The 11,732-nt window shown below is 62.2% G+C and carries 12 protein-coding genes; 10 read left to right on the top strand and 2 right to left on the bottom strand.

The window, feature by feature from the left end; translation table 11 throughout:
• Window positions 1–13: 13 nt before the first annotated feature.
• The 9 genes from ACCD05_RS28785 (at window position 14) to ACCD05_RS28745 (ending at window position 9,580) form a co-directional block, all read left to right on the top strand.
• Entirely contained in the window at window positions 14–2,227 is a 2,214-nt protein-coding gene (locus ACCD05_RS28785) for a primosomal protein N' (protein ID WP_113011871.1), read from the top strand.
• A gap of 80 nt (window positions 2,228–2,307) precedes the next feature.
• Complete coding sequence (locus ACCD05_RS28780; protein WP_018901473.1) at window positions 2,308–2,697, top strand: DUF4345 family protein; 390 nt, start codon at window positions 2,308–2,310, stop codon at window positions 2,695–2,697.
• Window positions 2,698–2,951: 254 nt separating this feature from the next.
• Window positions 2,952–3,518 carry a F0F1 ATP synthase subunit delta gene (locus ACCD05_RS28775; RefSeq protein ID WP_026283540.1) on the top strand — a complete coding sequence of 189 codons (567 nt, stop codon included), beginning with the start codon at window positions 2,952–2,954 and terminating at the stop codon, window positions 3,516–3,518.
• Window positions 3,518–5,047, top strand: a complete 1,530-nt coding sequence (atpA, locus tag ACCD05_RS28770; RefSeq protein ID WP_018901475.1) for a F0F1 ATP synthase subunit alpha — start codon at window positions 3,518–3,520, stop codon at window positions 5,045–5,047. The genes ACCD05_RS28775 and atpA overlap by 1 nt, the downstream gene beginning before the upstream one ends.
• A gap of 26 nt (window positions 5,048–5,073) precedes the next feature.
• The gene (locus ACCD05_RS28765) at window positions 5,074–5,958 is read left to right on the top strand and encodes a F0F1 ATP synthase subunit gamma (protein WP_018901476.1); all 885 of its coding nucleotides are present in this window, start codon (window positions 5,074–5,076) and stop codon (window positions 5,956–5,958) included.
• A 23-nt stretch (window positions 5,959–5,981) separates the two neighbouring features.
• Window positions 5,982–7,430 (top strand): F0F1 ATP synthase subunit beta, encoded by a 1,449-nt coding sequence (atpD, locus tag ACCD05_RS28760; protein WP_018901477.1) that lies wholly within the window; start codon window positions 5,982–5,984, stop codon window positions 7,428–7,430.
• A gap of 77 nt (window positions 7,431–7,507) precedes the next feature.
• On the top strand, window positions 7,508–7,915 hold the full coding sequence (locus tag ACCD05_RS28755; protein ID WP_018901478.1) for a F0F1 ATP synthase subunit epsilon: 408 nt from the start codon (window positions 7,508–7,510) through the stop codon (window positions 7,913–7,915).
• A 442-nt stretch (window positions 7,916–8,357) separates the two neighbouring features.
• The gene (locus ACCD05_RS28750; RefSeq protein ID WP_413396935.1) at window positions 8,358–9,128 is read left to right on the top strand and encodes an SDR family NAD(P)-dependent oxidoreductase; all 771 of its coding nucleotides are present in this window, start codon (window positions 8,358–8,360) and stop codon (window positions 9,126–9,128) included.
• A gap of 104 nt (window positions 9,129–9,232) precedes the next feature.
• Window positions 9,233–9,580 (top strand): ArsR/SmtB family transcription factor, encoded by a 348-nt coding sequence (locus ACCD05_RS28745; protein WP_111565142.1) that lies wholly within the window; start codon window positions 9,233–9,235, stop codon window positions 9,578–9,580.
• Window positions 9,581–9,595: 15 nt separating this feature from the next.
• Here the strand turns inward: ACCD05_RS28745 and ACCD05_RS28740 are convergent, their stop codons facing one another.
• Both ACCD05_RS28740 and gloB read right to left on the bottom strand, forming a co-directional pair.
• Entirely contained in the window at window positions 9,596–10,018 is a 423-nt protein-coding gene (locus ACCD05_RS28740; protein WP_413396962.1) for a cupin domain-containing protein, read from the bottom strand.
• A gap of 14 nt (window positions 10,019–10,032) precedes the next feature.
• Window positions 10,033–10,803, bottom strand: a complete 771-nt coding sequence (gene gloB / locus ACCD05_RS28735; RefSeq protein WP_413396933.1) for a hydroxyacylglutathione hydrolase — start codon at window positions 10,801–10,803, stop codon at window positions 10,033–10,035.
• A 53-nt stretch (window positions 10,804–10,856) separates the two neighbouring features.
• Between gloB and ACCD05_RS28730 the strand changes: the two genes are divergently transcribed.
• Window positions 10,857–11,633 carry a class I SAM-dependent methyltransferase gene (locus ACCD05_RS28730; RefSeq protein WP_026283544.1) on the top strand — a complete coding sequence of 259 codons (777 nt, stop codon included), beginning with the start codon at window positions 10,857–10,859 and terminating at the stop codon, window positions 11,631–11,633.
• The last annotated feature ends 99 nt before the right edge of the window (window positions 11,634–11,732 follow it).

Raw genomic sequence — 11,732 nt, 5'->3', positions numbered from 1 at the left:
ATGGTCGCGCCCGATGAGCATAGATTCGTCCGACCTCTTTGGCCCGATCGAGCCGCCGCCCGCCGTGCGCACGGTGTCGGTGCTCGTACCCATGCCGGCGCCCAGGCCCTATTCCTACTCGGTGCCCGAGGGCATGGCGGTGGAGCCCGGCTCCGTGGTGCAGGTGCCGCTCGGGCCGCGCCAGGTGATGGGCGCCGTCTGGGAGGGGGGCGACGAGGGCGTCGATCCGAAGAAGCTGCGGCCGATCACCAAGGTGTTCGATTGCCCGCCGCTTTCCAAGGACATGCGCGATTTCGTCGACTGGGTGGCGAGCTACACGCTGTCGCCGCCGGGGCTGGTGGCGCGCATGGCGCTGCGCGTGCCGAACGCCTTCGACCCGGAGCCGATGGTCGAGGGGCTGCGCTTTGTCGGCGGCGAGCCGGAGCGGATGACGCCGGCGCGCGCTCGCGTGCTCGATGCCGCCGGCGACGGGCTGTCGTGGACGCGGATCGGCCTCGCGCATGCGGCCGGCGTTTCGACCAGCGTCGTCGATGGCTTGATCGCGCAGGGGATTTTCGAAACGATCTTCTTGCCGCCGCCGCCGATCGTGGCCAAGCCTGATCCGGATTTCGCGCCCTCGCGGCTCGCCGGTCCGCAGAAGGAGGCGGCAGACGAGATCTTGGAGGAGGTCCGCAACGGCCAGTTCGCGGTGTCGCTGATCGATGGCGTCACCGGTTCGGGCAAGACGGAGGTCTATTTCGAGGCGATCGCCGAGACGCTGAAGCGCGGCAAGCAGGTGCTGATCCTGCTGCCGGAGATCGCGCTGACGGCCAGTTTCCTTGAGCGTTTTCAGGATCGCTTCGGCGCGAAGCCCGCCGAGTGGCATTCCGATCTGGCGCCGAAGACGCGCGAGAAGGTGTGGCGGCAGGCGGTGACAGGGGAGGTCCGGGTCGTGGCCGGGGCGCGTTCGGCGCTGTTCCTGCCATTCGAGGATCTCGGGCTGATCATCGTCGATGAAGAGCATGATCCGGCTTACAAGCAGGAAGACCGCGTCTATTACAATGCGCGCGACATGGCGGTCGTGCGCGCCCGGATCGGCGACTTCCCGCTCGTACTGGTTTCGGCCACGCCATCGGTGGAGAGCCAGGTCAACGGCCAGAGCGGGCGCTATACGACCATCCATCTGCCGACCCGCTTCGGCGACGCGGCGCTGCCCGATCTGCATCTGGTCGATATGCGCCGACATGCGCCGGAGCGTGGAGGCTTCCTGTCGCCGGTGCTGTTGAGGGCGATCGGCAAGACGGTGGAGAAGAAGCAGCAGGCGCTGTTGTTCCTGAACCGGCGCGGCTATGCGCCGCTGACGCTCTGCCGGGTCTGTGGCCACCGTTTCCAGTGCCCGCAATGCTCCAGCTGGCTGGTCGAGCATCGTTTCAAGCGGCAGCTGCAATGCCATCAGTGCGGCTATCACCAGCATACGCCCGAGGCCTGCCCGGAATGCGGCACGTTCGATCATCTTGTTGCCTGCGGGCCGGGAGTGGAGCGGATCGCGGAAGAGGTGGAGCGGCATTTTCCCGAGGCGCGGACCATCGTGCTCTCCTCCGACATCATGGGCGGAGTGAAGCGGCTCAGGCTGGAGCTCGACGCCATCGCCAAGGGCGAGGCGGATATCGTCATCGGCACGCAGCTGGTGGCGAAGGGGCATAACTTCCCGCTGATGACGCTTGTCGGCATCATCGATGCCGATCTCGGGCTGGCGAACGGTGATCCGCGCGCGGCCGAGCGGACCTTCCAGCTGTTGTCGCAGGTGACGGGTCGCGCGGGGCGTACGGGTCTGAAGAGCCACGGGCTGCTGCAGACCTACCAGCCGCAGCATCCCGTGATGCAGGCGATCGTCTCGGGTGATGCGGGTGCTTTCTACGAGCGCGAGATCGCCGAGCGCGAGCGGGCGATCCTGCCGCCGTTCGGCCGGCTGGCATCGATCATCGTCTCGGCGGAAACAAGGCAGGATGCGGAGGGCCATGCGCGCAGCATGCGCAACGCAGCGCCGCAGGTGACGGGCATTTCCGTGCTTGGGCCGGCCGAGGCGCCGCTGGCGCTGGTGCGCGGACGCCATCGCTTCCGGCTCCTCGTGCATGGTCGCCGGAACTCCGACATGCAGGCCTACCTGCGCACCATGCTGGCGCAATCGCCCAAGGAGCGCGGCTCCATCCACGTGCAGCTCGATATCGATCCGCAGAGCTTCCTTTAAAGTACGCCGATCTCGGGCGTTTGCGGCCTGCCGATATCATGGCATAAGGGCTGCAAATCACAGTGATTTGGGGTCACATCATGGAATTCTACTTTCCGACGGAGCTGGGCGAGCAGCTTGCCTTCGGTGCCGCCGCGTTTACCGCGCTTGCGGGCTTCATCATCATGTTCGCGCCGGGCTATGCGATGCGGCTCTTCGGGATGCAGGTGCGCGAGGGGCGCCGCGATGGTTATGCCGAACTGCGCTCGATGGGCGGCTTCTACCTCGGCACCGGGCTTTCGGCGATCATGCTGGCGCAGAACTTCACCTATCTGGCGCTTGGTGCGGCGTTTGCGATGGCCGCATTCGCGCGCATCATCTCGCTGCTTTCCGACCGGGGAGGCACCATCATGAATTATGTACTTCTGGTTGTGCAGGTGGTTTTGGCGGCGCTCCCGCTCGGCTATGTCTTCGGTTTCTTTTCCGCCTGAAACACGCCGATTTTGGAGTGACGGTCTTTGGACCGTGAACGGTTTCGGCATTTTTGCGGCAGAAATCGATGCTAAAATAGGATTACGGCGTTACGCGTGTTGCGAGTCCCGATATCCTATGTTAGACGGACCCCGAATTTCGGAAGAAGCAAGAGGCTTCTCTTGCGATTTCTGGGGGAAATCATAACGAATTCAAGAATTTAAATCAGGCGCCCGCCGGAGGCCGGATTCTTGGGTTGAAATCAGGGAAATTTGTGCCCGTGGCAGACACGTCCCAGCTTACATCTGGTGTTGCAGAGCGATATGCCTCGTCGCTGTTCGAACTGGCGCTCGAGGAGGGTGCAGTCGCGAACGTGACCGCCGATCTCGACCGTTTTCAGGCGATGTTGGACGAGAGCGACGATCTGAAGCGCTTCATCTCCAGCCCGGTTTTCTCGGCTGAAGATCAGCTGAAGACGATCATCGCGATCAGCGAAAAGGCTGGCATCAGCGGGTTCGTTGCAAACTTCCTGAAGGTCGTGGCGCGCAATCGCCGCCTGTTTGCTCTCCCGGGCATGATCAAGGCCTTCCGTGTCATCGCTGCCAAGCAGCGTGGCGAAATTACCGCCGAGGTTACCTCGGCCCATGCGCTCGACGCAGCGCAGGAAACTGAATTGAAGGCGGCGCTGAAGGGCGTCACCGGCAAAGACGTGGCGGTCAACGTCACGGTTGATCCGTCAATTCTTGGTGGTCTGATCGTGAAGGTCGGGTCCCGTCAGATTGATACGTCTCTTCGTACCAAACTCTCTACCCTTAAGCTTGCATTGAAAGAGGTTGGCTGATGGATATCCGCGCCGCGGAAATTTCCGCAATTCTCAAAGATCAGATTAAAAACTTCGGCAAAGAGGCGCAGGTCTCGGAAGTCGGTCAGGTGCTCTCCGTCGGTGACGGTATCGCTCGCGTATACGGTCTGGACAACGTCCAGGCTGGCGAGATGGTCGAGTTCCCGGGCGGCATCCGCGGCATGGCGCTGAACCTTGAAGCCGACAACGTTGGTGTCGTTATTTTCGGTTCCGACCGCGCCATCAAGGAAGGCGACACCGTCAAGCGTACGGGCGCCATCGTTGACGTTCCGGTTGGTCCGGAACTGCTCGGCCGCGTTGTCGACGCTCTCGGCAACCCGATCGACGGCAAGGGCCCGATCAACGCGACCCGCCGTGCGCGCGTCGACGTCAAGGCTCCCGGCATCATTCCGCGCAAGTCGGTTCATGAGCCGATGTCGACCGGCCTCAAGGCCATCGACGCGCTCATCCCGGTTGGCCGTGGCCAGCGCGAGCTCGTCATCGGCGACCGCCAGACCGGCAAGACCGCGATCATTCTCGACGCGATCCTGAACCAGAAGGCCATCCACGATAACGGCCCGGACAGCGAAAAGCTGTACTGCGTCTATGTCGCTATCGGCCAGAAGCGTTCGACCGTTGCCCAGTTCGTCAAGGTTCTCGAAGAACGCGGCGCAATGAAGTACTCGATCGTCGTTGCCGCGACCGCTTCGGACGCTGCTCCGATGCAGTACCTGGCACCGTTCGCCGGTTGCGCCATGGGCGAATACTTCCGCGACAACGGCCAGCATGCCCTGATCGGTTACGACGACCTTTCGAAGCAGGCTGTTGCCTATCGCCAGATGTCGCTTCTGCTGCGCCGCCCGCCGGGCCGCGAAGCTTACCCGGGCGACGTTTTCTACCTGCATTCGCGTCTCCTCGAGCGCGCTGCAAAGCTCTCCGACGAAATGGGCGCTGGCTCGCTGACGGCTCTGCCTGTCATCGAAACCCAGGGTAACGACGTTTCGGCGTTCATTCCGACCAACGTGATCTCGATCACCGACGGCCAGATCTTCCTCGAAACCGACCTGTTCTACCAGGGCATTCGTCCGGCCGTTAACGTCGGTCTGTCGGTTTCGCGCGTTGGTTCCGCCGCTCAGATCAAGGCCATGAAGCAGGTTGCCGGCTCGATCAAGGGCGAACTCGCCCAGTATCGCGAAATGGCCGCCTTCGCCCAGTTCGGCTCCGACCTCGATGCCTCGACCCAGCGCCTGCTGAACCGCGGCGCACGCCTGACCGAACTCCTGAAGCAGCCGCAGTTCTCGCCGCTGAAGACGGAAGAACAGGTCGCGGTGATCTTCGCCGGCGTCAACGGTTACCTCGACAAGGTCGCGGTCAACCAGGTCGGCAAGTTCGAGCAGGGCCTGCTGTCGTACCTCCGTTCCGAAGGTTCGGCGATCCTCGACACGATCCGTAGCGAAAAGGCCATCAGCGACGATACGAAGGGCAAGCTCACCGCTGCCATCGACAGCTTCGCGAAGTCTTTCTCGTAATCGGACCCAGTTAGGACGGATCACGGATGCCTTCACTTAAGGATCTGAAAAACCGGATCGCCTCCGTCAAGGCGACGCAGAAGATCACCAAGGCGATGAAAATGGTCGCCGCGGCGAAGCTTCGGCGTGCGCAGGAGGCGGCCGAGGCCGCCCGGCCCTATTCGCAGCGGATGAGTGCGGTCTTGGCGAACATCGCCAATGCCGTCACCGATGCGGATGGTGCGCCGGCTCTCATGACCGGTACAGGCAAGGATCAGGTTCACCTGCTCGTTGTCTGCACGGCTGATCGCGGCCTCTGCGGCGGTTTCAACTCGCAGATTTCCCGTTTTGCCCGCGATCATGCCCGCAAGCTGACCGCAGAAGGCAAGACGGTAAAGATCTTCACTGTCGGCAAGAAGGGCTACGACAGCCTGCGCCGCGAATTCCTGCCGCTCATCGTCGAGCGCAAGGAACTCCGCGACGTCAAGCGTGTCGCCTTCGAAAACGCCGACAGCATCGGCAAGCGCATCATCGAGATGTACGAAGCCGGTGAATTCGACGTCTGCACGCTCTTCTATTCCGAGTTCAAGTCGGTGATCTCGCAGGTTCCGACGGCACAGCAGCTCATCCCGGCTTCGGCTGGCGAGGCTGTTGCCGAGGACGCGGCACATGCGGGCGCGGTCTACGAATACGAGCCAGATCCGGCATCGATCCTCGAGGATCTGATTCCACGCAACATCTCGGTCCAGATTTTCCGCGCGCTCCTCGAGAACGTCGCCGGCGAAATGGGCGCCAAGATGAGCGCGATGGACAATGCGACGCGTAACGCTGGTGAAATGATCAACAAGCTGACGCTTTCCTACAACCGTCAGCGCCAGGCTCAGATCACCAAGGAACTCATTGAAATCATTTCGGGCGCGGAAGCGCTCTGAGGTAAGGGAAAGAGGGTAAGAAGATGGCTAAGGCAGCTACCCCCAAGAAGGCCGCGGCAGGCTCCGCCGGCAAGGTTACGCAGGTTATCGGCGCCGTCGTGGACGTTGCCTTCGAAGGCGAACTGCCGGCGATCCTGAACGCACTCGAAACCACTAACGGCGGCAACCGCCTCGTGCTCGAAGTCGCTCAGCACCTGGGTGAAAACGAAGTTCGCACGATCGCCATGGACTCGACCGAAGGTCTGGTTCGCGGTCAGCCGGTCTCCGACACGGGTGAGCCGATCACGGTTCCGGTCGGTCCGGAAACGCTCGGCCGTATCATGAACGTCATCGGCGAACCGGTTGACGAAGCCGGCCCGCTGGTCACTTCGGGCAAGCGCGCCATCCACCAGGACGCTCCTTCCTACGTCGACCAGTCGACCGAAGGCCAGATCCTCGTCACCGGCATCAAGGTCGTCGACCTGCTCGCTCCTTACGCAAAGGGCGGCAAGATCGGCCTGTTCGGCGGCGCCGGCGTCGGCAAGACCGTTCTGATCATGGAACTGATCAACAACGTCGCCAAGGCGCACGGTGGTTACTCGGTATTCGCAGGCGTGGGTGAACGTACCCGCGAAGGCAACGACCTTTACCACGAAATGATCGAATCGGGCGTCAACAAGCACGGCGGCGGCGAAGGCTCCAAGGCTGCGCTCGTTTACGGCCAGATGAACGAACCGCCGGGCGCACGCGCTCGCGTCGCTCTGACCGGTCTGACGATCGCTGAAGACTTCCGCGACAAGGGCCAGGACGTTCTGTTCTTCGTCGACAACATCTTCCGCTTCACGCAGGCAGGTTCCGAAGTGTCGGCGCTGCTCGGCCGTATTCCTTCGGCCGTTGGCTATCAGCCGACGCTCGCCACCGACATGGGCGCGATGCAGGAACGCATCACCACGACGACGAAGGGCTCGATCACCTCGGTTCAGGCGATTTACGTCCCCGCCGACGACTTGACCGACCCGGCTCCGGCCACCTCGTTCGCCCACTTGGACGCAACGACGGTTCTGTCGCGCTCGATCGCCGAAAAGGGTATTTACCCGGCCGTTGACCCGCTCGACTCCACCTCGCGCATGCTCGACCCGATGGTTGTCGGCGAAGAGCACTACGAAGTGGCTCGTAAGGTTCAGACGACTCTGCAGCGCTACAAGGCCCTGCAGGACATCATCGCCATCCTTGGCATGGACGAACTGTCGGAAGAAGACCGTCTGGCTGTTGCCCGCGCCCGCAAGATCGAGCGCTTCCTGTCGCAGCCGTTCTTCGTCGCCGAAGTCTTCACCGGTTCGCCGGGCAAGCTCGTCGCGCTCGAAGACACGATCAAGGGCTTCAAGGGCCTCGTCAACGGCGAATACGATCACCTGCCGGAAGCAGCCTTCTACATGGTCGGCTCGATGGAAGAAGCCATCGAAAAGGCCAAGAAGCTCTCCGCAGCCGCTTGATGCATTCACTTACGGCGCGCAGGGACCGTCCCCGCGCGCCGTCTCTCGTTTCAAAGACAATCAAGAAGTGAAACGTCATGGCTGACAATTTCAATTTTGAACTCGTATCTCCGGAGCGCCTGCTCTTGTCCGAGATGGTGACCGAAGTTGTCATTCCGGCAACCGAGGGCGAGATGACCGTCATGGCGAACCACGCGCCGACGATGACGACAATCAAGCCGGGCGTCGTGAGCGTTCGCTCCGCCAGCGGTGTCAAGAAGGACTTCGTGGTGTTCGGCGGCTTCGCCGACATCCTGCCGACCGGCTGCACGCTGCTCGCGGAATCCGCGATCCCTGTCGAAGACGTCTCCAAGGACGAACTCGACCGTCGCATCGACGCCGCCAAGTCTGAACTCGAGGATGCCCAGCATCACGAGCACAAGTCCAAGCTGGAACACTTCATCATGGAAATGACGCACCTCCAGGGTGTCGTCAACAAGGACTGAGCCTTTAAGCTCTGACTGTCATCGAAGCGGCCGCAAGGCCGCTTTTTTGTTGCCCGCTCAAGGCTCTTCTCCGCCATTTAGAGCCTTTCCTGGTTAGCTTGAAGCATTCTGCCGGAGCAGGTTTTCGTCAGGGCGAAGGCGATTGGCGAAGGGCGTACCCCAGGTACGGTCGAGCCGATCGCCTTTGATCCTGGCGGAAAGATGCCCGGCCCTTCGGGTTGGCTGAAACGGGCCGCCTGATCGTCCGGCCGGCGCGTGTCGTAGCCAACGCATACGGCCAAGCCGGCCGGACGACCATCCGACTCCGTTTGAGCCAACAGAATGCTTCAATCTAACCAGGAAAGGCTCTAAGACCGGTAGCGGTTGATCATAGGCGGATGCAAAGGCTATCTTCTCACCATGTCGGATCCGCATCGGTTCGGCCGCTGATGGGGAGGGTTTGATGTTTCATCCGAAGTTGTTCGAAAACCGCAACGTGGTGGTCACGGGTGCCGGCCGCGGGATCGGGCTCGAGGTCGCGAGACAGTTTCTCGATTGCGGCGCGCGGGTGCTGGTTCACACCGGCCGCGACGGCGAGCGGACCTTGCCGGATTTCCTGCTGACGGCGGAAGAAGATCGCCGCGCCATCCTGATCGCCGGCGATTTTTCGTCGGGCGAGGGATGCCAGGTTTTTGCGAACAAGGTGCTCGGCCATTTCAAGACGATCCACGCGCTCGTCAACAATGCGGGAACGATGTTCGGCCGGTTTCCGGCGGGTACGCTCACGGACGAGCAGTATGGCCAGGTGGTGCAGCTGAACCAGACATCGGTCGTCGAGGTCACCAGGGCGCTGCTGCCGGCGCTGAGGGCCGCGGGCGAGGCTGCGATCGTCAACACGGTTTCGATCTCGGCACTGACGGGCGGCAGCCCGGGCTCGGCGATCTATTCGGCCTCCAAGGCGTTCGTATCGACCTATTCGAAAGCGCTTGCGCGCGAACTCGCGCCGGATGGCATCCGCGTCAACTGCATCTCGCCGGGTACGATCGAGACCGATTTCCACCAGCGCTATTCGTCTGCCGAGAAGCTTGAGCAGACCCGCAAGGGCATACCGCTGCAGCGGCTGGGGACGGCGGAGGATTGCGCGCCGGCCTATCTCTTCATGGCGGCGCCGTCGCTCTCTGGCTATGTGACCGGCCAGGTGCTGGAGATTAACGGCGGCCAGCTTATCTGCTGATTAAGTGACTTTTTTTGGCACTTTAGGAGATCCAAATTATCCAGCGTTGCGTACGTGTTATGAGCACTTGTCATTTTTGATATATATGCAAGCAGAGACATAACATGCACTTGCCGACACCTCGATCGGGTATGGCCGATCACGAATTGCAGGGGTTTTCGACCAAAGCTCGGGCAGCAAGTGAACTTCTGAAAGCGCTGGCTCATCATACGCGGTTGCTCATCCTGTGCATTCTCGCGGAAGAGGAGAAGACCGTCAGCGAGATCGAGGACATTCTCGGCATGCAGCAGGCCATGGTCTCGCAACAGCTCGCCCGCCTGCGTCTCGAGGGCCTGGTCAATACTCGCCGCGAAGGCCGGATGATCTATTACAGCGTTGGCCACTCCGGCACGGTGTCGCTGCTCAAATCGCTGTTCGTGATGCTGCCCGAGGTGGTCGAGCAGCAGGGGTAAGGGCTTTTAAGCCTCTCAGGTCTCCGGCGACCAGCCGGGTGGCGCCATCTCGAAGCTTGAGAATTCGAAGCCGGGCGAAACCGTGCAGCCCACCAGCGTATAGTCGCCGAGCGTTTCGGCCGATTGCCACCAGTTGGCGGGGATGATCGCCTGCGGGCGCTGGCCGCCGAGAATGTCGGGGCCAAGCATCAGCGTCTCGCTTCGCCCGCCATCTTCGGCGCGATGCAGCGCCAGCGGTGCGCCGGCGTAATAGTGCCAGACCTCGGCCGCGTCGTGGACGCGGTGCCAGTGCGAGCGCTGGCCGGATTTCAGCAGGTAGTAGATCGCCGTCGAGTGCCCGCGCCCGTCACCTTCGCTGTCGCGGAAGGTCTGGATGTAGAAGCCGCCCTCGGGGTGCGACTGCATATTGAGTTCGCGGATGATGTCGTCGGCTGACATCGGCGCCGGCGCCATCAGAAATTATCCTTGCGTTTGCGGATCTCGGCGAAGACCTCTTCGTTGGTCTTGGTTTCCATCAACAGGTTGCGGCGGATGGCGGGGTCGCCGACGCGGAGGAAGGGGTTGGTTTCCTTCTCGAGCGCAAGCGTCGTCGGGATGGTGAACCTGCCCTCGGCGCGCAACGCCTCGATCTCGGCGGCGCGGGCCTTCAGCCGTTCGTTGTCCGGGTCGATGGTCAGAGCGAAACGGGCGTTGGAGAGCGTGTATTCGTGGCCGAAATAGATCGCGGTCTCATCGGGCAGCACGGCGAGTTTCTGCAGCGAATGCCACATGTCTGCCGGCGGGCGCTCGAACAGCCGGCCACAGCCGAGCGCGAACAGCGTGTCGGCGGCAAAGAGCAGCTTGTCGTCGGTGAAGTGGTAGCAGATATGGCCGGCGGTGTGGCCGGGGGTCTCGATGACGCGGACAGGGTGTTCGCCGAACAGGAAGGTGTCGTCGTCGGACATCGTCATGTCGAGGCCGGGGATGGCCACCGCCTCGTTGATCGGGCCGATGATCTCGCAGCCATACTTCTCCTTCAGCGCCAGGTTGCCCTCGACGTGGTCGGTGTGGTGATGGGTGGTGAAGATGTGGCTGATCGTCCAGCCGCGACGGTTGGCGGCGGCGATGACGGCGCCGGCATCGGGAGCGTCGATGGAGGCGGTGAGGCCGGTCTCGGGATCATGAACAAGCACGCCGAAATTATCGGTGCGGCAGAGAAAAACGTCTAAATCCAAAGGTTTCATAATCTAAAGTGCCTCTTTATCTCAGACTGACCCCGAATGTAGAGGCTGCGGCCTTGAAGTCCAACCGCTCACTGATAACATTTATCGCAATGCACGCAGATATCGTCGACCTACGCCAGTTCTATCATTCCGACCTCGGCCGCATCGCCGAGCAGTCGATCGCCATGGCGCTGTCGTCGCTCTGGGTGCGGCTGCCGCAGGAGCGGCTGGTGGGCATCGGCTATGCCGTGCCGTTCCTCGATCGCTTCCAGGCCGATACCGAACGTACCTTCGCCTTCATGCCGGCGGGCCAAGGCGCCGTGAACTGGCCGATGGGCTCGCTGTCGTCGACGGCGCTGATCTTCGACGAGGAACTGCCGCTGCCGGATTCGTCGATCGATCGGGTGCTGATGGTGCACTCGCTGGAATTCGCGGAAAACCCGCGCGAGACGCTGAAGGAGCTCTGGCGGGTGCTGGCGCCGGGCGGGCGGCTTGTCATCGTCGTGCCGAACCGGCGCGGCGTATGGGCGCGGCTGGAGCACACGCCTTTCGGCTCGGGGCGGCCGTATTCGCGGGGGCAGCTGACGCATCTGTTGCGCGAGACGAATTTTACACCAGGCGCCTCGGCAGAAGCGCTTTTGTTTCCGCCGTCGAAGCTACGGACGATGATGCGGCTGCGTGGTGCATTCGAATATGTCGGACGGGCGCTCTGGCCTGCCTTTTCGGGGGTCATCATCGTCGAGGCGCAGAAGCGGCTTTATCAGGGGCTGCCGGTGGCGGTGCGCGCTTCCAGGCGTGTGTTCGTGCCGGTGCTGTCGCCGCATGGCGTGCCGACGACGCGGACGCGGTAGGTCCGCAGCGGTGAGGTTTTCCCTTCTCCCCAGCGGGAGCCGTTGCAAAATCTCACCGTTGTGATTCTCTGTCTTAGCGATGAGCGGAGATGATGCGAT

It is taken from the genome of Rhizobium sp. Rhizsp42 (assembly GCF_047304155.1).
Classification (GTDB): domain Bacteria; phylum Pseudomonadota; class Alphaproteobacteria; order Rhizobiales; family Rhizobiaceae; genus Rhizobium.
Note: the sequence above shows the minus strand (reverse complement) of the source record. Positions and strands in the feature narration are given on the sequence as shown.